The sequence below is a fragment of the Streptomyces sp. NPDC032745 genome (genome assembly GCF_055579465.1).
The window spans coordinates 294-23,441 of the sequence record NZ_JBVING010000020.1 but is presented as its reverse complement, the minus strand read 5'-3'; the positions used below and the strand labels follow the sequence as shown (position 1 = coordinate 23,441).

The window sequence follows — 23,148 nt, the reverse complement described above, 5'->3', positions numbered from 1 at the left end:
GTGCGTGCTAGTCCTTGGCGAGCTGTGTCAGGAACGTCTCGGCAAGGGCCTTGGAGGAGTACGGGTTCTGGCCGGTGGTGAGCTTGCGGTCCACGACCACGTGCGAGTCCCAGATCGCCTCGGCCTTCTCGTAGCGCGCGCCGAGCCGGGTGAGCTCGGCCTCGAGGATCAGCGGGAGGCGGCCGGCCATGTTGGTGACCAGCTCCTCGCTGTGCGAGAAGGCGGTCATCCGGTAGCCCTCGAACGGCCAGTGGCCTTCGCCGTCGCGCAGGGCGAGCAGCGAGGTGTGGCCGTGGCAGACGGTGGCGAGCGGCTTGTCCGCGGCGATGGCCCACCGCAGGATCTGGGCGAGCTCGTCGGACTTGGGCAGGTCCCCGATCGCGCCGTGACCGCCGCTCACGTAGACGCCGTCGTAGTCGGCGATGTCCTTCTCGGTGAGGGATTCCACTGCGAGCGGGTTCTTGAGCTGGGGGGTGTTCTCGATGACTCTGACGTACTCGGCGGCGTTGGCCGCGTCCTCGTCCGGTGAGCCCTGGGGGCGGACCCACTGGAGGAACTGGGGGTCGATGCTGGTCTGGTCGACCGTGGGGGCCTGGCCCCCGATCGTCGCCACGTCCACGGTGTGGCCTGCGGCCTTGAAGAGGGTGTAGGGAACGACGAATTCCTCGGCCCAGAATCCCGAGGGGTGCTGTTCCCCGTCCAGCAGATGGAGCGTTGCCTTGGCCGTCATGACGACGAGAATCTTCATGACTTCTCTCCTTGTTCTGGAATCGCTGCCGATTCAACACGCCCCCCGCAGGGGGCGTAAGGGGGGAGCGTCAGGCGCGCGATACTTCGTGAGGTGCGTCCAACGCGGAGATGATGGTGCGGAATTCACCGACCAGGGGGTGGTCGGGATGAGCTTCGGCGAATATGCGTTCACCGCACAGGGCGGCCATTTCCGGCACATAAGGAAGGATTCCGGCCAGGGGGGCGCCGTACACCTCCTCGCAACGCCGGCGGACGAGTTCTCCGTCGATGCCCTCGGGAGCCATGCTCATGACCAGGGTCCGCCGGCAGGGCAGCCGCCCGGCCAGGGCGATGGTCTCCTCGACTCCGGAGAGGTCGATCCGGTCGGCCCGGGCCATGATCATCAGTACGTCGGCGCTCGCCATGGCGGTCACCGACTCGTTGTTGAGCCCGGCGTGGGTGTCGAGCAGCAGCACGTCGAGCGCGTAGTGCTCGGCCAGCCGGTCGAAGCCCTCCGGCAACAGCCCCACGTCGTAGCCGCTCGTCATGAGCTCGCGCAGCGCCGCCGTCCCGGTCCGGGCCGGTACGACGTACAGTCCGGGCACGCCCGCCTGCTGGGCCGTGGCCTCGATCTCGCAGCGCCCGAGCAGGTAGTCGGCCAGGGAGGGGCCCGGGCCGAGCCGGAAGAGCAGGTCCAGGGTGGGCGACTGGATGTCCGTGTCGACCACCCCCACCCGGCGCCCCTCGCCCGCGATGAGCAGGGCCAGGTTCGCCAGTACCGAGGACTTCCCGGTACCGCCGCGGTGCGAGTGCACCACGATGGTCCGGGTCATCAGGCCACCGCCGTACGGGCCGTCGCAGGCCGGTCCGCGTGCGGCCCCCGCGCCGCACGTGGCCGGTGCAGGGCCAGCATGGTGACATCGTCGTGCTGTTCGGCCGTGCCCGTGTGCTCCCGTACGGCGGTGTCCATCCGGTCGACCACCTCCCTGCCGCTCACCGGCGGGCCGGCGAGCAGCTCCAGCATCCGCTCGTCGCCGAGGAAACTGCCGCTGGGGCAGCGGGCCTCCGGAACTCCGTCGGTGAACACGAACAGGGTGTCGCCGGGATTCAGCTGGGCGTAGCCCAGCGTGTACACGCAGTCCGGCAGCACCCCGACGGCCGGCCCGGTGACCTCCAGGGCGAGCGGGTCGCCGCCTTCGGCGCGCAGCAGCAGCGGCGCGTTGTGGCCCCCGTTGATGTAGACGAGGCTGCCGGTCAGCGGGTCGAGCACGCCGAAGAACAGGGTGGCGAAATAGCCCTGCCTCAGATGGTTGCGGGTCAGGTAGCCGTTGGTGGCGGTGACCGCGTTGAGCAGCGGTGTCGCGCCGACCACCGGGATCCGCCGGCTGCCGCCGGCCCGCCCGGCGGCCACCAGGTGCTGCAGTCCGCTGTTCTCCGCGGTGTGCCGCAGCAGCGAGCGGATGAGCGCCATGAACAGCGCGGCGCCGACCCCCTTGTCGCAGACGTCGGCGACGACGAAGGCGAGGCGGCGGCCGCGGGAGATCTCGAAGACGTCGTAGAAGTCCCCGGCGACCTGCCGGGCGGGCCGGAACCGGACGTCGATCTCCCAGCCTTCGGGGACCGGCAGCGATTCGGGCAGGAAACCGGCCTGGATCTCCCGGCCGATCTCCAGCTCCTTCTCGTACCCCATGAGTTCGGCGCGGGCATCGGCTTCGCGCAGGGTGCGGCCGAGTCCGGCGCGCTCCGAGCAGCTGTGCAGCCGGGCCCCGACGAGGGCGGGCAGGAAGGGCGGTACGAGGTAGTCGTGGCCGAGCCGGACGTGCTCCTCCAGGGCGGCGAACTCCGTCACCGTCCAGACGACCACGATGGGGGCCCCGGCCCAGCGGCGCAGCCGCCGCACCGCGAGGCGCACCGACTCCCCGTCGGCCTCGGCCGGCGCGAGCAGGACGTCGGCGACGGGCAGCCCCTCCAGCGGGCCGGTGCGCAGCTCCGCCAGGGTGCGGGCGACGAGTTCCGCGTCCATCGACCGCAGCGCGTCGAGCAGCTCGGGCGGAGGCGGCGGGTACTCGTCGAGGATGATCACGGTCGTGGAGGGCATGGGTCCGTCCCCTCAGCGTTCACAGTCAGCGTGCTGATGTTGCGGCCGTCCCTGCGTACGTAGCTGAATTCGTCCACGCTGGTCAGCGCCAGGTGGATGCCGAGTCCGCCGACCCGCCGCCGCTCGGGGGGAGTCCCGGGGGCGGGGGGCAGGCGGCCCTCGACGGGGTCGAAGGCCGGTGCGGAGTCCGCTATGGAGATCTGCACCCGGCCGGGACCGGAGCGGCCGCGGACGGTGATCCGCCCGTCGCCGCCCCGGTACCCGTGCATCACGATGTTCGTGGCCAGCTCGTCCACGGCCAGCCGGATCCGGTACGCGGCGCCCTTGTCCAGGGCCGCCCGGCCGGCCAGCCGCAGGACGAACGAGGCGATGTCGCCCAGTGCCCCCACGGTGGCGGGCACCTCCAGTTCGGCGGGCGTCCTCGCCAGTTCGACCATGTCACTCATGCGATTCACTCATCGGAGAGCACGATGCTGCGGTCCAGCCCGGCGGTCCGGATGGTCCGGGACACGGGCTCGATCGCGCCGACCACCTTGATGGTCACGTGGTCCGCCACCTTCTGCTGGGCGAAGACCAGGGACCGCAGTCCGGCACTGGCCATGTAGCCGACACCGGCCATCCTGATCTCGACCGTGCCGGTGCCGTGCCCGGCGGCCTTCTCGATGGTCTGGTGGAAGTCCGGCGCGGTCTTGGCGTCCAGCTCGCCCGCCAGCTCGATCACGGTGGTGTCGCCCTCGATGCTCAGGGACACGGAAAGCGGCATGTGAGGTCTCCTTCGGCCGTACGGTGGGAGCGTTGGGTCAGGGCATGGGCTGCTAGAGCTCGGAATCGGGCGTCCGGCCGACCAGGATCACGACCGAGCGCGGACCGATCAGGTACTTCCCGGCGTTCTCCAGCTCGCGCTCGCCGCCCGGGGTGCGGATGTCGTGCGGGGCCTCGGCCCCGGTGTCCGCGAACAGGTGCCAGCTGCGCCCGTGCGGCAGCGCGGGCAGCTCCAGGTCGTGCGACTCCCAGTGCGAGTTCATGGCCACGTACACCACGTCGTCGTCCCCGGTGCCGCAGCGGGCCACCGCCAGCAGCCGGCTCTCAGCCGACCAGTCGGGCTGCCAGGCCCGCTCGCCGTGCCAGCTGATGTCCGGCAGTCCGAGGCTCTCGCGGACCTGGCCGGTGGGGTGGGAGGTGGAGCGCAGTTCACGGTGGTGCCCGCGGAACGCGATCATCTCCCGGGTGAACCGGAGCAGTTCGGCGTTGTCGTCGACCTGGCTCCAGTCGAACCAGGACAGCTCGTTGTCCTGGCAGTACGTGTTGTTGTTGCCCTGCTGGGTGCGCGCGACCTCGTCCCCGGCCAGCAGCATCGGGATGCCCTGGCTGGTGAAGAGGATGGCCAGGGCGTTCTTCATCTGCCGCAGCCGCAGCCGGTTGACCTCGGGGTCGTCGGTCGGTCCTTCGGCCCCGCAGTTCCAGCTGTTGTTGTCGTTGGCCCCGTCGTTGTTGCCCTCGCCGTTCGCCTCGTTGTGCTTGTCGTTGTACGAGACGAGGTCGGCCAGGGTGAAACCGTCGTGGGCGGTGAGGAAGTTGACCGAGGCGGAGGTGCCGCGGCTGGAGTACAGGTCGGGCGAGCCCGCGATCCGGGTGGCGAGCTCCCCGGTCACCCCGGGGTCGCCCTTGAGGAAGCTGCGCACGGTGTCGCGGTACTTCCCGTTCCACTCCGCCCAGCGGCCGTACGCCGGGAAGTTGCCGACCTCGTAGAGGCCGCCGGCGTCCCAGGCCTCGGCGATGAGCTTGGTGTGCCGCAGGACCGGGTCGTAGGCGAGCAGCTCCAGCAGCGGCGGGTTGGGCAGCGGAGTGCCGTCCAGGGCCCGGCCGAGGATGGCCGCGAGGTCGAAGCGGAAGCCGTCGATGTGGTAGTCGGCGACCCAGTGGCGCAGGCAGTCGAGCACGAAGTTGCGCACGACGGGGTGGTTGCAGTTGACCGTGTTGCCCGTGCCGCTGAAGTTGAAGTAGTACCCCTCGGGCGTGAGCATGTAGTACGTGGCGTTGTCGAGCCCCTTGAAGGAGATCGTCGGGCCCTGCTCGTTGCCCTCGGCGGTGTGGTTGAAGACGACGTCGAGGATGACCTCGATGCCGGCCGCGTGCAGGTCCTTGATCAGGGTGCGGAACTCGTCGCCCTGCATCCCGTAGCGTCCGGTGGCCGCGTAGCCGGCCTTGGGCGCGAAGAACGAGACGGTGTTGTAGCCCCAGTAGTCGAAGAGGTGCTCGCCCGTCTCCGGGTTGGAGCGCATGTTGTCGCTCTCGTCGAACTCGAACACCGGGAGCAGCTCGATGCAGTTGATCCCGAGCTCCTTCAGGTACGGGATCTTCTCCCGCAGCCCCGCGAAGGTGCCGGGGGCGGTGACCTGCGAGGAGGGGTGCCGGGTGAAGCCGCGCACGTGGGTCTCGTACACGACGAGGTCCTCGGCGGGGAGCCGCAGCGGCGTGTCGTCGCCCCAGTCGAAGTCCTGGAGGCAGACGCGCGAGCGGTACTGGTAGCCGCGGCTGCGGTCCGGCTCCACGCCCCACACGTCGCGGCCGGCGATCAGCCGGGCGTACGGGTCGGAGAGGACCTGCCGGGCGTCGAAGCGGTGGCCGGTGACCGGGTCGTAGGGGCCGTCGGCCCGGTACCCGTACTCGATGTTCTCGTGGTCGAGGCCGAAGACCGTCATGGCGAAGACGCTGCCGGTGCGGAACTCCTCGGGGAATTCCAGCTCGGCCATCGGCTCGGGCTCTCCGCGCTTGAAGATGACCAGGGTCATGGAGGTCGCCTGGTCGGAGAAGACGGAGAAACTGACCCCGCCGGGGACCACGTTGGCCCCGAAGGGGAACGGCTTGCCCGCGCGGACGCGGTACCCGCCCACTTCGTGGGTCGGGTACGCGTCGACGCGCAGGACTTGCTCGGACTGGGCCTCGGTCATCGCGCGACCGCACTCTTCAGTGTCGACTTGGACTCCGCGGCCGCCGCCTCGCCCGTCTCGAAGAAGTCGAGGAAGCCGGTGGCCGACATGACGAACCGGACTTCCTCGCTCACCCCGTACAGGGTGACCGCGACCCCGGCGTGCTGGGCCTCGCGGTAGACGACGAGCAGGGTGCGCAGGCCCGCGCTGGACACGTACGTGACGGCCGTGAGGTCGATGCGCAGCGGCCGGCCCTCGCGGACCAGCGGCAGCAGGGCCTGCAGCAGCTGTCCGGAGGTCTCGCTGTTGATCTCGCCGGTGGCGACGAGGACGGTACCGCCCTTGTTGCGGCGTTCCTTGACGTTCAGAGACATTGCTTTCCCCTCTTGTCGGGGCGCCCCCCGTTGAGCGCTATGAAGTCACCGGGCGCAGCCGGACCTTGACCTTGACCCGCCCCTGGACGTCGGGCAGCCGGACGGTGAGACCGTCGGCGTCGAAGTCCCGGTACGGCTTCTCGTCGATCTCGACGGACGCGATCTGCACCGAGCCCGCGGGCAGCAGGTCGGGCGAGACGCGCAGGATGCGGTCGGGCAGGTTGGTCGGGTCGGGCTTGAAGTGGAAGTCCATTTCCCGCCCGTTGATGAGCAGGTTGTTGTAGACGGCGGACAGGTAGCAGAGCTCCGCCGAGTGGTACATGGACATCGAGTGGCTGCCCTTGAGCCGCTCCGTGCCGAGCAGGTACGGCGTACCGCTGGCGAGCACGTTGAAGTAGACGGCTCCCTCGTCGTGGTCGAGGAAGAACGTGTTGTAGAAGGCCTCCGCCTGCCGGGCCTCGCGCAGGAAGGCGTCGCCGCCGACCGTGCCGTTCAGGATGAGGTAGGCGAGGATCGCCTGCTCCTGCTGCCACCAGGCCTTGCGGTCGTGCCAGGCGAAACGATACGCCCCCTGGCCGTCCTCGCTGGTGGACTTCACGCGCTCCACGACGTCGTACCAGCCGCCGCGCTGCACGTCGCTGCCGACGGCCGGCATGATCTCGCCGATCTTCCTGGCGAGCTCCTCGTACGCCGGCTTGGCCTTCAGCGAGTTCATCCGCATCAGGTTCCAGGCGATCTTCAGGTTGTGCCCGACGACCGCGCGGTTCTGCTGCCAGCTGTGCGCGGTGTCGTGCGACCAGTCGCGGAAGAAGCGCTCCTGGACGAACGGGCTGTTCTTGTAGTCCGGGAACTTGTCCGCGATGGTGTCGAAGGTGTACTCGAGGAAGTCGGCGTACTTCTGGTCGCCGGTCGCCAGGTACAGGTTGATCAGGTACGCGGGTGCGTGGTCGCCGACCGAGTTCCAGTTCTTGCGCTCGGCGTTCTCGCCGAGGGACTCGTGGTCCGCGCTGAACAGGATCGGGTCGATGTGCGAGTAGTAGCCGCCCTGCTCGCGGTCCAGGAAGAACTTGTCGAACAGCCGGATGGTCGCGTCGGCGTCGTTCTTGATCCGGATGTCACCGGTGACGCGGTACGTCTGGATCGGGCCGGCCAGCGCGTAGATCTGCTCGTACATCGGGATCGCGTCGTAGTCGTCGGAGAACTCCGAGGTGAACAGCTTGCGCTCGCTGTCCCCGTCGACGCTGATGCCGTGGTACCAGAAGACCACGTCCTCCTCGCTGTCCACCACCCGCATGTGCTTGCGCAGGTACTCGGTGCCGCGCTCGGCGACCTCCAGGTACTCGTCCTTGCCGGTCAGCAGGTAGGCCGAGGCCATGCCGTAGACCAGGCGGGAGATCGTGTCGGTCTCCTGGACGTGGCTGGCGGTCTTGTCGCCGCCGAGCCGGATCTCGGTGCGGTACTCGGTGAAGTCCACCGGGCCCTCGCCGAACTGCGCCCGCTTGTAGAAGTCGGCCAGCGACTCGATCTGCTTGACCCACCAGCTGGCCTCCTCGAACCGGTAGTCCTCGGCGCCGCGGCCCAGGAACACCAGGCGCTTCGCCTCGAAGCGGCCCCCGTGCTCCGGGTAGTGGACGCCGTAGACGAAGAGGAACCGGCCCGGCGAGAGCATCTCGTCGATGTGCCCGGAGGCGTCGATGTACGGCTCGTCCAGGTTGCGGACCAGCTCGGCACTCGGGTCCCCGGCGAGGGAGACGTCGAACTCGCGGCCGTCCGAGGTCTTCAGCCGCAACAGGCGGGACTCGGAGTCGAAGCGGCCGACGTAGCCCGCGATGGTGTCGGAGAAGGAGAAGCTCACGGCGTCCGCCATGTCATGCACCGTCCTTGTCGTGTGAGCGGTCGTCCTCGAATCCCTGACTGACCTCGACGATCACCCCGTCGGGATCGCGGACCCACACGGTCCGCCAGCCGCAGATGAAGTCGTCGAAGTCCAGCGGGCCCAGGGTCACTTCGGCCGCGTCGCCCAGCTCGGCCAGGAACGCGTCCACGCTGTCGGTCTGAAAGGCCAGGTGGCGCATCCTGCCCGGGGCCTGCGGCCCGTCCTCGTGCGCCTGGCGTGCCGGTTCGGTGCCGGCCGCGAAGAGCTCCAGGTACGCGTCCCCGCGGCGCAGGAACACGATCTGTGCCTCCCCGAGATCGACCACCCTGGCCCGGGTGAAGCCGAAGTACCGGGTGTAGAACTCCTCGGTGGTCTTCTGGTCCGTGCAGTTCAGGCCCACGTGCGACCAGACCATCCCGGCCATCAGGCCGCCCCCCGGCCCCGCCCCGCCGCGATCAGCTCGATGATCCGGCGGGCGAACAGGTGGTGGTGGGCGCCGGTGCGGCCGGTGACCAGGTCCCCGTCGACCACCACGTCCTCGTCGACGTACTCGCCGCCCATGTTCCGGACGTCGCCGATGAGGTTGTTGTGGCAGACGACCTTGCGGCCGCGCACCTTGCCCGGGATCGAGGAGGCCAGCCACATGCCGTGGCAGATGATCCCCTTGAGGACCGTCGGCTCTTCGAAGGCCCGGCGCAGCAGCTCGGTCGCCGGCGCGAGGACGTCGACGTCCTCGGTGTAGCGCAGCCGGTCGGCCACCATGCCCGAGGGCACGATGATCGCCGCGTACCGGCGCAGGTCCTCGTCGCTCAGCCCCTCCAGGGACTTGTCGGCGGTGAACGGCGCCCGGTACTCGTGCCCGGAGAAGGTGATGGAGTCGTTGCCCCACAGCCGGGTCAGGAAGTCGACCTCGGCACCCTCCTCGGCGAACCGGTGCTGGTAGTAGAAGATCTCCGGCTCGTAGAAGTCGCTCTCGACCAGGACCGCGATCCGGGTCCCGCTCAGCGCACCCTCGCGCAGCACGGCGTCAGGCACGGGACACCCCCCTCAGAAAGTCCGCCGCGCGCTCGGCGATCATCGCGATGGCGGTGTGGCAGTTGCCCGACGGGACCGCGGGCATCACGCCGGCGTCGACGACGCGCAGGTTGCGCACGCCGTGGACCCGCAGCTCGGGGTCGACGACCGAGAGGTCGTCGATGCCCATGCGGCAGGAGCCGGCCTGGTGGTGGTAGCTCTCCGACTTCTGCTTCGCGAAGGTCCGCAGGTCCTCGTCGGTGCCGTAGCCGGGACCGGGCTGGAGCTCCTGCTTGTACCAGGGCGAGAAGGCCGAGGTCGCGAAGATCTCCCGGGCCAGCTTGATGCCCTGCACCATCCGCTCCAGGTCCCACCGGTCGCCCAGGTAGTTCGGGTTGATCAGCGGGTGGGCCAGCGGATCGGCGCTCGCGAGCCGGATCCAGCCGCGCGAGACGGGGCGTACGACACCGGGAAGGATGCTCACCGTGTTCGGGTGGTCCTTGCCGACGATCACGTCGAACGGCACGTGGACGAAGGCGATCTGCAGGTCGGGAGCGGGAAGACCGGGCTGGGACGAGAGGAACAGAGCGCTCTCCGACAGGTTCTGTGCCGGGGGCGGGAGTTCCTGGGTGACCTCGGCCATCAGCCCGGTCAGGACGTGGTTGTGGAAGTTCTCCCCGACCCCGGGCAGGGCCGCGGTCACGGCGATGCCGTGTTCGCGCAGCTGCTCGGGGTTCCCGATGCCGGAGAGCAGCAGCAGCTTCGGGGACTCGATCGCCCCGGCCGCCACGATCACCTCCCGGCGGGCCCGTACGGAGTGCAGCCCGGGTCCGGCGGTGGCGCTGTGGCCGTCGCGCACGGTCCGGCCGGGGAACTCGGCGGGCGGTGCGAGCTGCACGTACTCGACGCCCGTGCAGGTGTCGCCGTCGAAGAGCAGCCGGGTGCTCTGGGCACTGGTGCGCAGCGTCAGGTTGGCGCGCCCCAGCGCCGGCTCCAGATAGGCGGCGAGGGTGCCCTGGCGGCGCCCGTCGGCCACGTCGATGTGGTGCCAGCCGGTGCCGAAGAGGCCGCGCCGGGGCCCGTCGGTGTTGAAGTCGGCGATCTCCTGGTGCCCGAGCTCGACGGCCGCGTCGATGAAGGCGCGGGAGACCGGATTGGGGCCGTGCTGTCCGGCGTTGGTGATGCGCTGCGGGCCGCGGGTGCCGGTGGTGGGTGCGGTGGCGTCCTCCTGGCCCTCCAGGAGGGCGAAGTACGGCAGGACGTCCTCGTAACCCCAGCCGGCGGCGCCCTGGTAGGCCCAGTTGTCGAAGTCCGAGGCGTGGCCCCGGATGTGCATCATGATGTACAGGTTGCTGCTGCCGCCGGGGGCCTTGCCGCGCGGTTCGTACGTACGGCGGCCGTCGAGCCCGGGCTGCGGGACGCTGGTGTAGCCCCAGTCGACGGGCCCGCCGAGCAGCTTGTACCAGGAGGACGGGTCGTCCACCTCGGGCGGGATGCGGTTGCCGCCCGCCTCCAGGACCAGGACGGAGACGTCCGGGTCCTCGGAGAGCCGGTTCGCGAGGACGCTGCCCGCGGTGCCGGATCCCACGATGACGTAGTCGTACTCTTCTCTCTCGGCGATCGCCACGAGTCGGCCTCCCTCAGCCCTGGCTCAGCACCTGGAAGGGGACGGTGTCGTGGTAGTTCGCCATGTAGGCGATCTTTCCGTCCACGATCCGGAAGAAGTTCATGACCTCGGCCTCGATCGCCTCGCCGGAGGCGCTGACGGCGCTGAGGTGGGAGACGGCCGCGGCCTTCTCCCCGTCGACGAGGAAGTGCACGGGCTCGTTCCGGAAGACGCGGTACATCGTCCCCATGCCCTTCATCATCGAGCGCAGGACCTCCAGGCCCTCGATGTGTCCGGCGAGCTGCTCGTCCATGACCTGGTCGTCGGCGAACAGGTCGCACCAGCGGTCCCAGTCCCCGGCGTTGGCGTACTCGTAGTACTTCTCAAGGATCTGTCGTGAGTCCACAGCGCTCATCGCGCTCCTCCCCCTATCGGTCCCGGCGGGTTCCGTCGGGCGCGAACGGCGCCCAGAACTGGCTGAAGGCGGTCGCCGAGTCCCCGAAGAGACCGTCGCGGCCCTCGATGATCCGGCCGTCCCGCCACCGCATGAAGTGGAAGACCGGGTAGTCCATCCGCTCGTACGGGGACTGGCTCGCCTGGTCGGCGCCGTCGCGCAGGGCGACGTTGCGGCAGACGTCGGCGCTGCAGTCCTCGCCGACGAGGACCGCCTGGATGTCCATCCGGAAGGTGCCGCCCGTGAGCTTGTGGGTCTGCCCCATCAGCTCCAGGAAGGCGTCCAGGCTCTCGTACCAGCCGGCCAGCGGATGGCTGCCCGGTACCAGCCAGCGCAGGTCCTCGGAGTAGTACTCGAGGATGCGGGCCCGGTCGCCGGAGCCGAGGGCGGCGTACGCCGCCTCGACCCGCTCCCGTGTCACTTCGGTCATCGTCGCTTCTCCTTCGCCTGCGCCCGCGCCCGCGCTCAGAGCGAGCCGGAACCGGGCATCGGGGCCAGGTCGTTGACGGTGTACTGCTTGATCAGCGGTCCGTCGGGACCGGCCACGACCGTCCAGGTCTGGTCGGCGTCGAAGCCGAGCCACTGGCTGCGGGCGGCCGGCGGGTCCCAGATCTTGGCCTGCCAGTTGACCAGGACCCGGACGATCGCCCGGTCACCCTCGATGACGGGCTCCACCTTGGTGACGGTGTGGACCTCGTCGAAGAAGCGGTTCGTGACCGCCGCGTACCAGCGGCCGAAGCCCTGGTGTCCGAGGAAGGTGTCCTCGGGGACCTTGAACTCCAGGTCCTCGGTGATGAGGGGGAGCACCTGGTCCAGCGGAAGGTGCTGGTCCAGGGCCACGTACCAGTTCTCCGCGAAGGTGCGGATCGCTTCCTCGGTCAGCCGCTCGGCGGGCATGCGGTCTCCTCCTGTCTGTGGTGGTGTGCTGTGCGGTGGGTCGCGGCGGTGCGTCAGATCTGTACGTCGACGAGGAACGGACCGGGGTGGTCGAGCATCCGGCCCACGGCGGCGACCGCCTCGTCCGGCTTCTCCACCCGCATCCCCTCGGCGCCGAGCGCCCGCGCCAGCCCGGCGAAGTCGATCTCTGGGTGGGAAAGGTCGAAGGAGCCCGGGAAGCCGTGCTCCGGGATGTCCCGCTCCCGCCAGTACTGGGCGATGTTGTCGTCGAGCAGCCGGTACTTGCGGTTGTTGCAGACCACGAACTTGGCGTCGATGCCGTGCCGGACCGCGGTCCACAGCGCCTGGTACGTGTACATCGACCCGCCGTCGCCCGCGAAGCCGACCACGAGGCGGTCCGGACGGGCCAGCTTGGCCCCGACCGCGCCCGGGAAGCCCACGCCGAGCGAGCCGCCCCGGGTGAGGTGGTAGTCGCCGGGCCGCTCCGGAGGCAGGTACCGGGTGACCAGCGGGGAGGTGGTCAGCGCCTCGTCGAAGACGATCAGGTCCCCGCCGGTGCGCTCGGCCAGGGTCCGCAGGAAGACGGCCATCGGCGTGCCGTCCTGCTCGGCCTCCCCGGACCGGGCCGACAGCGCCCGCTCGCGGGTGCGGCCGTCGAGCCGGGCGGCCGCGGCCGCCCGCTGCTGCGGGGTCAGCAGGCGTTCGAGTACGCCGGCCAGCGCGCGCAGCGCCTGCTTGGGATCGGCGGCCAGGCCCAGGTCCACCGGGTGGTTCTTGGCGATCTCGTACGCGTTCAGGTCGATGTGGACGACCTTCGCGCCGGCCCGGAAGGGGCTCTCCAGCTCGGGGAACACCTCCGGGAAGACATAGGTGCCGACGATCAGCACCCCGTCCGCGTCGGCGACGAGCTCCTTGCTGTGCGGGCCGAACATGTGGCCCGTCTGGCCGCGGCGCAGCGGGTGCGAGGCCGCGATGTTCACCTCGGACGAGTCCACCTCGTACACGTCGGCGCCCAGCAGCTCTGCGACGGCGGTCAGTTCGCGCTGGGCCCCGGAGAGGGAGACCCCGTCGCCGACGAGGACCACGGGCCGCTCCGCGGAGGCGAGCAGCTCGGCCGCCCGCCCCACCGAGGCGGGCGAGGGCGCCACGTCCGTGAGGGGCACCGCGGCGGGCAGGACGGGCTCGGAGTTCAGCTCGTCCAGCACGTCCATCGGCAGCGCCACGAACACCGGGCCGCGCGGCGGGGTCAGGGCGATCTTGACCGCCCGGCGGATGGTGCGCAGTACGGAGTGCCGGTCGGTGACCCGGGTCGCGTACTTCGTCACCGGCTTCGCCATCGCCACCAGGTCGGACGCCATCTGCGCGTCCATGGCGTCGTAGCGGACCCCGGCGTCGCCGGCGACCACGACGAGCGGGGTGTGGCCGCGCAGCGACTGGTAGAGCATCCCGATGCCGTTGCCCAGCCCCACGCCGGAGTGCAGCTGGAGCAGGGCCGCGCCGCCGGTGGCCCGGGCGTAGCCGTCGGCGATGCCGGCGGCCACGGTCTCCTGGAGGGCGAGGACGTAGTGGAAGTCCTCCGCCGCGTCCACCGCGTCGAGGAATCCCTGTTCCACCGTCCCCGGATTTCCGAACATCACATTCAGGCCGTCGGCCTTGAACTGCTCGATCAGCCTTTCCCGTCCGGGAGTGGCTTCCATGATTCCCCCTACCACCCGTATCGGGTGAGACCGTCCTCCAGGACTTCCACGATCTTCTGCCCCGTCAGATATGAATCAGGGGTGGAACGGCCGGTCACGAACGGGTAGTCGACGATCACCGAAAGCGGGTGGCCGAAATTCCCGTGATACGCGCCGCGCGGCCCGGTGGCATCGCGCAGGATGTACTCCAGCGGGTACGGCGGCGGGCCCATGTTGAAGTCGGTACCGAGGAATCCGGTGCCGTCCTTGTAGTCGTACTCCTTGCAGTGACCGGTGACGTGCTTGCCCCAGATGATGCTCTTGCGGTCGCCCCAGTCCCGGGCGAAGGCCAGGCAGGCCACGCCGTAGCACTCGGCCGCCACGACCTTGCCGGCCTTCTTGAAGGCCAGGATCAGGGCGTGCACGCGCTCGTTGTTGGCGAGGTCGACGATGGGCCCGCTGCCGCCGACGATGAGGACCGCGTCGTAGCCGGCGATGTCGGCCTCGAGCTTGTCCAGATCGCGGTGGTACTGCTCGAGCTTGCGCAGATAGCCCTCGTCACTCGTGTACGGCCGCTCGGGGACCCACGCCTCGATGTCGAGCGGCGAGTCCAGCCGGCTCGACTGCTCGAACTCCCGGCCCAGCCGGGCGTTCTCCTCGGTGGTGACCGAGCGTCCCAGCGGAGGATCGATGAAGTTCGCGTCGAGGCTCGGCGGAAGAGCGTGCGCACGCTTTCCGGTCGGCGTGGCGAATACGACTTCGTAGCCCCGCTCATCGAACTTCGATACGGGGCCTATCAGTTCTTCGGCCCAGTAACCGTGTTCGGAGACAATGACCAGAATCTTTCTGCTCACGGATTCCTCCAGGCGCCGCCTGTTGTCGTTGGCGTGACCCACACTGCTTGCGCCCGGGGCCTGCGTCAAAGCGCCCGTATGCGACTTCGTGAGGTAGGAACGCAGGTCGCACGGGCACCTCAGGTAGTCGCTTGCGGAGGTCATGAAGTAGCCGCGGGACTTCCTGACATCGGCCGAATCAGTGAACCATTACGGGGGCACCGCCCTATGGTCTGGACGCTCCGTGAATCACGGGTGCGCGAAGGACCGAGGAGAGGGACGGGGACGATGACGACGGACCTGTTGTGCACACACATCGATCAGATACGTCCGGTGAAGCCAGGTACCGAGGGCTGCGAGGAGTGCCTCGCCATCGGCGACACCTGGGTGCACCTGAGGATGTGCCTCAGCTGCGGGCACGTCGGATGCTGCGACTCCTCCAAGAACCGCCACGCCACCAAGCACTACCGCACCAGCGAGCACCCCATCGCCGCGTCGCACGAACCCGGCGAGACCTGGGCCTGGTGCTACACCGACAAGCTGATGCTGGACGCGGCATGAGCGCGGCCCCGGAGAGCGCCACCGCCCACGCCACGGCGGCCGCGGCCGAGCGCGCGGAGAGCCGGAAGCCCGTCATCCTGGCCGTGGACGACGACCCCCAGGTGCTGCGGGCCGTACGCCGCGACCTGCGCAGCGCCTACGGCGACCGCTACCGGGTGCTCGGCGCCTCCTCCGCCGCCGACGCCCTCAAGATCCTGGACTCCCTCGACGAGCGCGGCCACGACCCGGCGCTGTTCCTCGTGGACCAGCGGATGCCCGACGTGACCGGCGTCGAGTTCCTCCTCGAGGCCGTCAGCCGCTTCCCCGACGCCCGCCGGGTGCTGCTCACGGCGTACGCGGAGACGGACGCGGCGATCACCGCCATCAACCGGGTCCGGCTGGACTACTACCTGCTCAAGCCGTGGGACCCGCCGCACGAACGGCTCTTCCCGGTCCTCGACGACCTGCTCTCGGACTGGCTGGCCACCTACCGCCCCGCGTACGACGGCATCATCGTCGCCGGCCACCTCGTCTCCCCCGGCACCCACGCCGTGCGGGACTTCTTCACCCGCAACGGCCAGCCGTTCCGTTTCCTCAACGTGGAGCGGGATCCCGAGGCACTGACCCTGATCGCCGCCCAGCCCGACGCGGCACTCCCCCTCGTCCGCTTCCCGGACGGGACGGTCCTCTCCGCGCCCTCGGACACCGCGCTCGCCCAGCGGCTGGGGCTGGCCACCACCGCCTCCCGCCCGCACTACGAGTGCGTCATCGTCGGCGCGGGCCCCGCGGGCCTGGCGGCCGGCGTGTACGCGGCCTCGGAGGGCCTGTCGACGCTGATGCTGGACTCCCGCGCCCCGGGCGGCCAGGCCGGCACCTCCAGCCTGATCGAGAACTACCTCGGCTTCCCCTCAGGCCTCTCCGGCGGCGACCTGACCCGCCGGGCCACCATCCAGGCCTCCCGCTTCGGCGCCGAGATCCTGCACCCGGTGGAGGTGGTCTCGCTGACCCGGGACGACCCGGCGAAGATCCTGACCCTGGCCGACGGCACCGAGATCAGCGCGGAAACGGTGCTGCTGGCCACCGGGGTCTCGTACAACCGCCTGGAGGCCCCCGGCGCGGACCGCTTCGAGGGCGCGGGGCTCTACTACGGCGCGGCCACCACCGAGAGCTCGGCGTGCATCTCCCAGCACGTGTTCATCGTGGGCGGCGCGAACTCGGCCGGCCAGGCGGCGGTGCACTTCGCCAAGTACGCGGCCCGGGTCACCATCCTGGTCCGGGCCGAGTCCCTGGACGCGAGCATGTCCCGCTACCTGATCGACGAGATCGACCGCACCCCGAACATCGAGGTCAGGGTCCGTACGACGGTGGTCAGGCTGGATGGTGACGAGCACCTGGAGGAACTGACCCTCCACGACTCGACGACGGGCGAGGACACGCGGGTGCCGGCCCGCTTCATGTTCACCTTCATCGGCGCCCGCCCGCACACCGACTGGCTGTCGGGCGTGGTCGAACGCGACGAGTACGGCTTCGTGCTCACCGGGTCCGACCTGATCGCGAACGGCGGGGAACTCCCGGCGGAGTGGAGCCTCGAGCGCGCCCCGTACCCGCTCGAGACCAGCGTCCCGGGCGTCTTCGCGGCGGGCGACGTCCGGGCCCACTCGGTCAAGCGCGTGGCGTCGGGCGTGGGCGAGGGCGCGATGGCGGTCTCGCTGATCCACCGCTACCGCTCGATGGGCTGAGAGCGCTGGGCTGAGAGCGAACGCGAATCACTTGCGATCAAGCGACTGCCGGATGCAACGTTGATTACATGATTACATCCGAGCAGAGCGAGCAGCTTCGCAAGTGGTTCGCGGACCGCCTTCCGGTGGACGTGTACGAGTCCCTGGTCGACGTGGCGGTCGACCGCGAGGAGATCACGGTCGTCGGCGCCATCCCAGCGACCGAGTCGGTCAAGGAGTTCCGCGAGCGCACCCGCGAGCAGCGCATCGAGGTCGCCCGGGAGGCGGAGGAGCTCTACCGCCGCAAGGTCGCCTGGGCCGTCCAGGCCGGCGACGACCGCGTCCTGTTCACGCACCTGGCGGTCCCGGTGATGACGCGCCTGCGCCAGCCGGAGCGCCAGGTCCTCGACACCCTGGTCGCGGGCGGCGTCGCCCGCAGCCGGGCTGACGCCCTCGCCTGGTGCGTCCGCCTCGTCGGCCGCAACACGGACGAGTGGCTGACCGAGCTCCGCGACTCGCTGGCCAAGGTCCAGCAGGTCCGCGCGGCCGGCCCCGACGTCTCGGGCGCGTCCGAGGCCTCCGACACCACGGACTCCCAGAAGTCTGGGTCGGAATGACGAAAATCCTCCCCACCAGGGCATGATCACGGAAGTCTGACAGCGAGCCGACCGGCACCCGATCACAGGGAGAGGCACGCCCCATGACCACCACCGTCGAATACATCCGCTACCGGATCGCATTGGACGACCAGCAGGCCTTCGAGGACTCGTACCGCCAGGCCGCTGAGGCCCTGGCCGCGTCACCCGAGTGCATCGACTACGAGCTGGCCCGCTGCGAGGAGGAGAACGACCGGGAGCGCTACATCCTCCGCATCCGCTGGACGTCGGTCGACGCCCACCTCAACGGATTCCGCAAGGGCGAGCACTTCCCGGCGTTCTTCAGCGCGATCCGCCCGTACGTGAAGGCCATCGAGGAGATGCAGCACTACCGCGTCACCGACGTGGCCGGCCCCGGAAAGGCCGCACCCCAGTCATGAGCACCACACCCGGCACCACTCCCACCATCTACGAGTGGATGGGCGGAGCGGAGGCGATGAACCGCCTCACGGACGCCTTCTACGCGCACGCCCTGCAGGACGAGATCCTGGCTCCGGTCTTCGCGGGCATGGACTCGGAGCACCCCCAGCACGTCGCCGTCTGGCTGTCGGAGGTCTTCGGCGGCCCGGCGGAGTACACCGCCCACCACGGGGGCCACCAGCACATGGCCACCAAGCACCTGGGCCGCGGCATCACCGAACAGCAGCGCCGCCGCTGGGTGGACCTGCTGATGGACACGGCCGACGAGGTCGGCCTCCCGACGGACCCCGAGTTCCGAGCGGTGTTCGCCTACTACATCGAATGGGGCACCCGCATGGCCCTGATCTACTCGGGCCCCAACCCCCCACCGGTGGACGCGGCAAAGATCCCGGTCTGGTCCTGGGGCCAAACGCCCCCGTGGATCCCGAAGGGCTGACCCGGTGGGGGCAGTGGGCGAAGCCCCTGCCCCCACCGCCACGTCCAGCCCCAGTACCGGCCCCGGCTCACGGCCGCGACGGCCCCCGCGGGCCGTCCCCGCCCGCCGGCTCGGCGACGAGCACGGCCAGCGCCCCGTCATCGGCCTCCCGCCAGTACTCCACCGCCCCCTCCAGAACCTCCTGCAGCGTCTCCCAGTCCCCCGGCCGCGCCGCCGCGTACGAGGACCACGACGTCATCACCACCAACCGCCCCGGCGCCTCCGGCAACCACGACAGGTCGATCAGCGCATCGGCCAGCGCGTCCCAGTTCCCCCCGAACCACGCCGGCACGGCCAGCGCCGCCCCCCACCGCCGCATCAGCTCGGCCTTGCTGCGGACGCCGGCCAGGTCCACCCGTAGGGTCGTCCAGCCCGCCTTCTCGGCGGCGGCGACCGCCGGGGCGAGCGGCTGCGGGTCCAAGGTCATCGCAGAACCGCCTTGAAGGTGTCGTAGTGGTCGTCCGTGTAGAAGAACTCCCCACCTCCACCGGTCACGATCCGGCGGGCCCCGCGGTCGCGCTCTCCCGGTGTCTTCACCGTGAACTCGTGGTAGTAGCCACGCTTCTGCTTCGGCAGGGCCTTCTCGAAGTTCCCGAAGACGGTCCCGTCCTGCCGGTACGGATACGGCCCGCCCCTGTCGATGAGCACGAGCACGTCCCGCGCCTGCGAAGGCAGCGCATCGGCCCGTACGGTGGCCATCCCCTTGGCCCAAACGGGCGCAGAGGCATCAGCCCCTGAACTCACCCCGGCCGCGGCGGACGGCGCGGCCTTCTCCCCACCGCACCCCGCCACGCCGACCAGCGCAACGCAAAGGAACACCGCCCCCACGACGCAACGCAGCAACGACCGGGGCACGTCCCTGAAGATCATGCACCGATCGTGCCAAATATCCGATTCGCTCGCGAATCGCGCGGTAACGGTCTCCGCGACGGCGGCACCCTCAGAGCGCGGCCATCTTGGTGTAGGGACTCAGAATTCTCTTCTGGACCGACCCGAAGTCGACCAGGACAGCGATCCCCTCCTCGATACCGACGACACGGCCGAGGCCGTGCTCATCGTGAGAGACCCGGTCGCCGACGCTGAACTGCCGGAGCGGCGGTTCCACGGGGGCCTTGAACGGGCTGGACGGCAAATGGCGGCGAGGTACTGCTGACTTTGTCATTGAGACCAGTATGCGCCCCACAGGCCGCCGCACAGCCCGCTGTTCGGATCTCAATTGCGGCACCATCCGCCTCACGGCGTCCCACGACGCCCGCCGCGGGACCCGCCGCCCCGGATCAGTCGTCCGGGTCGGCCCGGTCCAGCGCCGGCCGCAGCCCCGGGGCCGACTCGGTGAGCAGGTAATCCGCGACCGCCGTGTCCGTGACCAGGCTGGTCACCAGCCCGGACCGGAGCACCGCCCCGATCGCGGAGGCCTTGCGCAGCCCGCCCGCGATCGCCACGACCTCGGGGATCCGGCGCAGCCGGTCCGCCTCGACGGTGATGCAGCGCTCGCCGAGGTCCCGCCCCACGCGCCGGCCCTCGGAGTCGAACAGATGGGCGGACATTTCGGCGGCGACACCCAGCGAGGCGTAGTGCGCCCGCTCCTCGTCCGTGAGCATGTCGTGGACGGTCGAGATCCCGGGCTCCCAGGACCCGATCGACACCGCCGCGACGGTCACCTTGTCGAAGTACTCGAACGCCCGGGCGATCCCCGTCTGGTTCCGCAGCGCGGCCGCGGTCGCCGGGTCGGGGAGCAGCATCGGCGCGTAGATCGGGTGCGCGTCGCCGCCCGAGACCTGGGCGGCCCGCCGCACGGCCTCCACGGACCCGCGCTCGGCCGTACCGGCGTCGTACACGCCCGTCAGCTGCACCACGGTGCACTGCGGGAGCCGGTGCAGGGAGGCGGCCATGTGGATGGTCGACCGCCCCCAGGCCAGCCCCAGTACGTCGCCCTCGTTGACCAGCTCGCCGAGCAGGTCGGCGGCGACCGCGCCCAGGTTCTCCGGATCCGGCGCGTCCTCGGTCGCATCCGCCGGGGACTCGACCACCACCGCATGCCGGAGCCCGTACCGGGACCGCAGCGCGTCGGACCGCTCCGCATCGAGCTCGGCGGGCACCCGGATCTCGATCCGTACGAGGTCGCGCTCGAGGGCGGTCTCCAGGACCCGGGCCACCTTGAAGCGGCTCACGCCGAACTCCTCGGCGATCTGGATCTTGGACTTCCCCTCCAGGTAGAAGCGGCGGGCCATGGCCGCCGCCTGCACCAGCTCCGCGGGTCCCATCCGCAGGGCTGACCGTCCCGCCGACATTGCAGACACCGCGTTCTCCTCACTGCTGTTCACACTCTCGACTCGCCGTTCATCCTGTCAGATCCGGCGGCCGTTGATCAGCCTGGACAGCTTCCGTTCACCGAGCTGTTCACCAACCCTTTGTTTCAGTGGTCGCAGGCCCAGGGCGCCGCGGCGATCGCGACGTCCGCCTGCTCCCGCAGGGTACGTACGGCAGCGGCCGGGGCAACCGCCCCGTAGACCGCGCTTCCCGCGACGAACACGTCGGCGCCGGCCTCGGCACACCGTTCGATCGTCGAGGCCGAGACCCCTCCGTCGACCTGGAGCCACAGCTCCAGGCCGTGCTTGGCGATCAGCTCCCGGGTACGGCGGATCTTGGGGAGCATGATGTCGAGAAAGGGCTGGCCGCCGAAGCCCGGCTCGACCGTCATGATCAGCAGCATGTCGAGCTCGGGGAGGATGTCCTCGTACTGCTCGATCGGCGTGGCGGGCTTGAGCGCCATCGACGCCCGCGCCCCCTTGGCCCGGATCTCCCGCGCGAGCCGCACGGGCGCGGCGGCGGCCTCGGCGTGGAAGGTGACCGACCCGGCTCCGGCCTCGACGTACTGCGGGGCCCAGCGGTCCGGGTCCTCGATCATGAGGTGCAGATCCAGCGGGATGTCCGTAGCGCGGCTCAGGGACTCCACGACGGGCATACCGAGGGTGAGGTTCGGGACGAAATGGTTGTCCATGACGTCGACATGCAGCCAGTCGGCCCCCTCCACGGCCTTCACCTCGTCGGCGAGGCGCGCGAAGTCGGCGGACAGGATGCTGGGATAAATCTGAGCGGCCATGCCCCAAGCCTGCCATGCCTGCGCGCACTTCCGGCCACGACCCCGGAACTCGAGACGGCCGTAGCACTGCTTAATCAATATCGGAGAACAATTAACTTGTCCTTATAGATCGTCTTCCGGCACGGTTCTCCGCATGACACCCGCCACCGAGACCGATACCGGGTCCGGGACCACCGACCCCTCGCCCTGGCGCACCAAGGACTTCCGCACCCTCTTCTCCGCCACCACCCTCAGCCAGCTCGGCACCAACACCGGCCACGTGGCCGCGCCGCTGCTCGCCCTCACCGCCCTCGACGCCACCGCCGGCCAGGTCGGCACCCTGGCAGCACTGTCCACCACCGCGTTCCTCCTCATCGGACTGCCGGCCGGCGCCTGGGTGGACCGCCTGCGCACCCGCAGGGTCCTGATCGCCGCGGACCTCGCCCGTGCGGCCCTGTTCGCCTCGCTCCCGCTCGCCTGGTGGCTGGACGTGCTCACGCTCGCGCAGCTGTACACGGTCGTGCTGCTCGGCGGCTGCGCCACCGTCTTCTCGGAGGTCGGCGCGCAGAGCGTGCTGCCACGGCTGATCGGCCGCGCGGGGCTGGTCCGGGCCAACGCGGCCATCGTCACCCTGATGGCCGTCGCCAACATCGCCGGCCGCGGCGCGGGCGGAGCCCTGGTCGCCGCCCTCTCGGCACCCCTCGCACTGGCTTTCGCCTCGGCCGCGTACCTCGCCTCCGCGCTCCGCCTGACCCGCATAGACGCCAGCCCGGCCCCTCCGGCCGGCGACCGGACACCGCTGCGGGCCCAGATCCGGGAGGGACTGCGGCACGTACTGGGCCACCCCGAGCTGCGCGCCCTGGCACTGAACGCCTCCCTCAGCAACCTGGGCGGCGCGATCATCAACACCATGCTCCCGGTCCTCTTCGTACGGGAGCTCGGGCTGTCCCCGGCCGCCCTCGGCCTCTTCTGGGCCGCGGGCGGCATGGGCCTGCTCCTGGGCGCCCGACTGGCCCGGCCCTTCGCGGCGCGCGTGGGCTACGGCCGCGCCCTGGTCCTGAGCCTGACCCCGGCGACCCTGCTGGTACCGCTGCTCGACCGCGGAGTCTGGCTCTGGGTGGCGGGGGCCGGGTGGCTGGTGGCCATGATGAAGATCGGCTCGAACAACGTCCTGGGCGTCAGCCTCCGCCAGCACCTGACCCCGCACCCCCTGCTGGGCCGCATGAACGCCACCTTCCGCTTCATGCTGACCGGCGCCCTGGCCCTGGGCGCGGCCCTGTCGGGCCTCCTGACGGACCTCACGACCCTCCACACCACCCTCTGGACGGGAGCCACGATCATGTCCCTGGCCTGGCTCCCGCTGTCCTTGTCGCCGGTGAGGGGGCGGGTGGAGGGGATGTGAGGCGGGCGGGGGCGGGGACCGCGAGGGGCGGGGCCGGAAGGACCGAGGGGAACGGACGGACGGAAGACACACGGTCGGCGTCGAACAGACCGACCGGACCCTCGACGGTCGGGAGACACGCGCTCGGGGACGGGTGGACCGGCCAGAGGAGGGCAGGCGAGTCCCCACCCTCCGGCACGGACGGACGGCCGGCCGGGGGCGGGCGACAGGCGGCAGCCGCCCCCTCGGTGCCGGACGGCCCGGCCGGGAGCCGACGGGCGAGTCCACACGCCCGGGGACGGGTGGACCGGCCAGAGGAGGGCAGGCGAGTCCCCACCCTCCGGCACGGACGGACGGCCGGCCGGGGGCGGGCGACAGGCGGCAGCCGC

The 23,148-nt window shown here is 70.3% G+C and carries 27 protein-coding genes; 6 read left to right on the top strand and 21 right to left on the bottom strand.

Features of this window, described 5'->3' with window-relative positions; translation table 11 throughout:
* Positions 1-7 precede the first annotated feature (7 nt).
* The 16 genes from ACZ5WG_RS36305 to ACZ5WG_RS36230 form a co-directional block, all read right to left on the bottom strand.
* Positions 8-748: a type 1 glutamine amidotransferase domain-containing protein gene (locus ACZ5WG_RS36305; RefSeq protein WP_468728829.1), complete on the bottom strand. Its 741-nt coding sequence runs from the start codon at positions 746-748 to the stop codon at positions 8-10.
* Positions 749-818: 70 nt separating this feature from the next.
* A complete protein-coding gene (locus ACZ5WG_RS36300) occupies positions 819-1,562 on the bottom strand; it encodes a MinD/ParA family ATP-binding protein (protein WP_468728828.1) in 744 nt (247 codons plus the stop codon).
* Positions 1,562-2,827 (bottom strand): PP2C family protein-serine/threonine phosphatase, encoded by a 1,266-nt coding sequence (locus ACZ5WG_RS36295; protein ID WP_468728827.1) that lies wholly within the window; start codon positions 2,825-2,827, stop codon positions 1,562-1,564. Before ACZ5WG_RS36295 ends, ACZ5WG_RS36300 begins: the two co-directional genes overlap by 1 nt.
* Positions 2,809-3,273 carry an ATP-binding protein gene (locus ACZ5WG_RS36290; RefSeq protein ID WP_468728825.1) on the bottom strand — a complete coding sequence of 155 codons (465 nt, stop codon included), beginning with the start codon at positions 3,271-3,273 and terminating at the stop codon, positions 2,809-2,811. Before ACZ5WG_RS36290 ends, ACZ5WG_RS36295 begins: the two co-directional genes overlap by 19 nt.
* A gap of 5 nt (positions 3,274-3,278) precedes the next feature.
* Positions 3,279-3,590, bottom strand: coding sequence for an STAS domain-containing protein (locus ACZ5WG_RS36285; RefSeq protein WP_266668944.1), 312 nt, complete (start codon positions 3,588-3,590; stop codon positions 3,279-3,281).
* Positions 3,591-3,642: 52 nt separating this feature from the next.
* Complete coding sequence (gene glgX, locus ACZ5WG_RS36280; RefSeq protein WP_468728824.1) at positions 3,643-5,778, bottom strand: glycogen debranching protein GlgX; 2,136 nt, start codon at positions 5,776-5,778, stop codon at positions 3,643-3,645.
* Positions 5,775-6,131 (bottom strand): STAS domain-containing protein, encoded by a 357-nt coding sequence (locus tag ACZ5WG_RS36275; RefSeq protein ID WP_468728823.1) that lies wholly within the window; start codon positions 6,129-6,131, stop codon positions 5,775-5,777. Before ACZ5WG_RS36275 ends, glgX begins: the two co-directional genes overlap by 4 nt.
* Before the next feature lie 37 nt (positions 6,132-6,168).
* On the bottom strand, positions 6,169-7,998 hold the full coding sequence (locus ACZ5WG_RS36270) for an AGE family epimerase/isomerase (RefSeq protein WP_468728822.1): 1,830 nt from the start codon (positions 7,996-7,998) through the stop codon (positions 6,169-6,171).
* Position 7,999: 1 nt separating this feature from the next.
* On the bottom strand, positions 8,000-8,431 hold the full coding sequence (locus ACZ5WG_RS36265; RefSeq protein ID WP_266631139.1) for a VOC family protein: 432 nt from the start codon (positions 8,429-8,431) through the stop codon (positions 8,000-8,002).
* Positions 8,431-9,042 (bottom strand): DJ-1/PfpI family protein, encoded by a 612-nt coding sequence (locus ACZ5WG_RS36260; RefSeq protein ID WP_468728820.1) that lies wholly within the window; start codon positions 9,040-9,042, stop codon positions 8,431-8,433. Before ACZ5WG_RS36260 ends, ACZ5WG_RS36265 begins: the two co-directional genes overlap by 1 nt.
* Positions 9,035-10,648 (bottom strand): GMC family oxidoreductase, encoded by a 1,614-nt coding sequence (locus ACZ5WG_RS36255; protein ID WP_468728818.1) that lies wholly within the window; start codon positions 10,646-10,648, stop codon positions 9,035-9,037. The genes ACZ5WG_RS36260 and ACZ5WG_RS36255 overlap by 8 nt, the downstream gene beginning before the upstream one ends.
* Positions 10,649-10,661: 13 nt before the next feature.
* Positions 10,662-11,042, bottom strand: coding sequence for a nuclear transport factor 2 family protein (locus ACZ5WG_RS36250; RefSeq protein ID WP_468728817.1), 381 nt, complete (start codon positions 11,040-11,042; stop codon positions 10,662-10,664).
* Positions 11,043-11,055: 13 nt separating this feature from the next.
* Entirely contained in the window at positions 11,056-11,511 is a 456-nt protein-coding gene (locus tag ACZ5WG_RS36245) for a nuclear transport factor 2 family protein (RefSeq protein ID WP_229341618.1), read from the bottom strand.
* Positions 11,512-11,546: 35 nt separating this feature from the next.
* Entirely contained in the window at positions 11,547-11,978 is a 432-nt protein-coding gene (locus ACZ5WG_RS36240) for a nuclear transport factor 2 family protein (RefSeq protein ID WP_267000525.1), read from the bottom strand.
* A 53-nt stretch (positions 11,979-12,031) separates the two neighbouring features.
* Entirely contained in the window at positions 12,032-13,675 is a 1,644-nt protein-coding gene (locus tag ACZ5WG_RS36235; RefSeq protein ID WP_468728815.1) for a thiamine pyrophosphate-binding protein, read from the bottom strand.
* A gap of 8 nt (positions 13,676-13,683) precedes the next feature.
* Positions 13,684-14,508, bottom strand: a complete 825-nt coding sequence (locus tag ACZ5WG_RS36230) for a type 1 glutamine amidotransferase domain-containing protein (protein WP_468728814.1) — start codon at positions 14,506-14,508, stop codon at positions 13,684-13,686.
* 267 nt (positions 14,509-14,775) lie between these two features.
* Between ACZ5WG_RS36230 and ACZ5WG_RS36225 the strand changes: the two genes are divergently transcribed.
* The 5 genes from ACZ5WG_RS36225 to ACZ5WG_RS36205 all read left to right on the top strand — a co-directional run bounded on the left by ACZ5WG_RS36225 (position 14,776) and on the right by ACZ5WG_RS36205 (position 18,257).
* Entirely contained in the window at positions 14,776-15,048 is a 273-nt protein-coding gene (locus ACZ5WG_RS36225; protein ID WP_468728813.1) for a UBP-type zinc finger domain-containing protein, read from the top strand.
* On the top strand, positions 15,045-16,766 hold the full coding sequence (locus ACZ5WG_RS36220) for an FAD-dependent oxidoreductase (RefSeq protein WP_468728812.1): 1,722 nt from the start codon (positions 15,045-15,047) through the stop codon (positions 16,764-16,766). The genes ACZ5WG_RS36225 and ACZ5WG_RS36220 overlap by 4 nt, the downstream gene beginning before the upstream one ends.
* Before the next feature lie 68 nt (positions 16,767-16,834).
* The gene (locus ACZ5WG_RS36215) at positions 16,835-17,362 is read left to right on the top strand and encodes a hypothetical protein (RefSeq protein WP_468728811.1); all 528 of its coding nucleotides are present in this window, start codon (positions 16,835-16,837) and stop codon (positions 17,360-17,362) included.
* Between the two features lie 83 nt (positions 17,363-17,445).
* The gene (locus ACZ5WG_RS36210) at positions 17,446-17,781 is read left to right on the top strand and encodes a putative quinol monooxygenase (protein WP_030157498.1); all 336 of its coding nucleotides are present in this window, start codon (positions 17,446-17,448) and stop codon (positions 17,779-17,781) included.
* The gene (locus tag ACZ5WG_RS36205) at positions 17,778-18,257 is read left to right on the top strand and encodes a group II truncated hemoglobin (protein ID WP_389593264.1); all 480 of its coding nucleotides are present in this window, start codon (positions 17,778-17,780) and stop codon (positions 18,255-18,257) included. Before ACZ5WG_RS36210 ends, ACZ5WG_RS36205 begins: the two co-directional genes overlap by 4 nt.
* 67 nt (positions 18,258-18,324) lie before the next feature.
* On the opposite strand, the gene ACZ5WG_RS36200 is transcribed toward ACZ5WG_RS36205, so the two are convergent.
* The 5 genes from ACZ5WG_RS36200 to rpe all read right to left on the bottom strand — a co-directional run bounded on the left by ACZ5WG_RS36200 (position 18,325) and on the right by rpe (position 21,399).
* Entirely contained in the window at positions 18,325-18,723 is a 399-nt protein-coding gene (locus ACZ5WG_RS36200; protein WP_468728809.1) for a barstar family protein, read from the bottom strand.
* On the bottom strand, positions 18,720-19,166 hold the full coding sequence (locus tag ACZ5WG_RS36195; protein WP_468728807.1) for a guanyl-specific ribonuclease: 447 nt from the start codon (positions 19,164-19,166) through the stop codon (positions 18,720-18,722). The genes ACZ5WG_RS36200 and ACZ5WG_RS36195 overlap by 4 nt, the downstream gene beginning before the upstream one ends.
* A 70-nt stretch (positions 19,167-19,236) precedes the next feature.
* Positions 19,237-19,458 carry a CarD family transcriptional regulator gene (locus ACZ5WG_RS36190; RefSeq protein ID WP_053788968.1) on the bottom strand — a complete coding sequence of 74 codons (222 nt, stop codon included), beginning with the start codon at positions 19,456-19,458 and terminating at the stop codon, positions 19,237-19,239.
* 115 nt (positions 19,459-19,573) lie between these two features.
* Entirely contained in the window at positions 19,574-20,587 is a 1,014-nt protein-coding gene (locus tag ACZ5WG_RS36185; protein ID WP_468728952.1) for a sugar-binding transcriptional regulator, read from the bottom strand.
* A gap of 125 nt (positions 20,588-20,712) precedes the next feature.
* Positions 20,713-21,399 (bottom strand): ribulose-phosphate 3-epimerase, encoded by a 687-nt coding sequence (rpe, locus tag ACZ5WG_RS36180; RefSeq protein WP_468728805.1) that lies wholly within the window; start codon positions 21,397-21,399, stop codon positions 20,713-20,715.
* Between the two features lie 133 nt (positions 21,400-21,532).
* Here rpe and ACZ5WG_RS36175 point away from each other — a divergent pair, with 133 nt between their 5' ends.
* Positions 21,533-22,780 (top strand): MFS transporter, encoded by a 1,248-nt coding sequence (locus ACZ5WG_RS36175; protein ID WP_468728803.1) that lies wholly within the window; start codon positions 21,533-21,535, stop codon positions 22,778-22,780.
* Positions 22,781-23,148 lie beyond the last annotated feature (368 nt).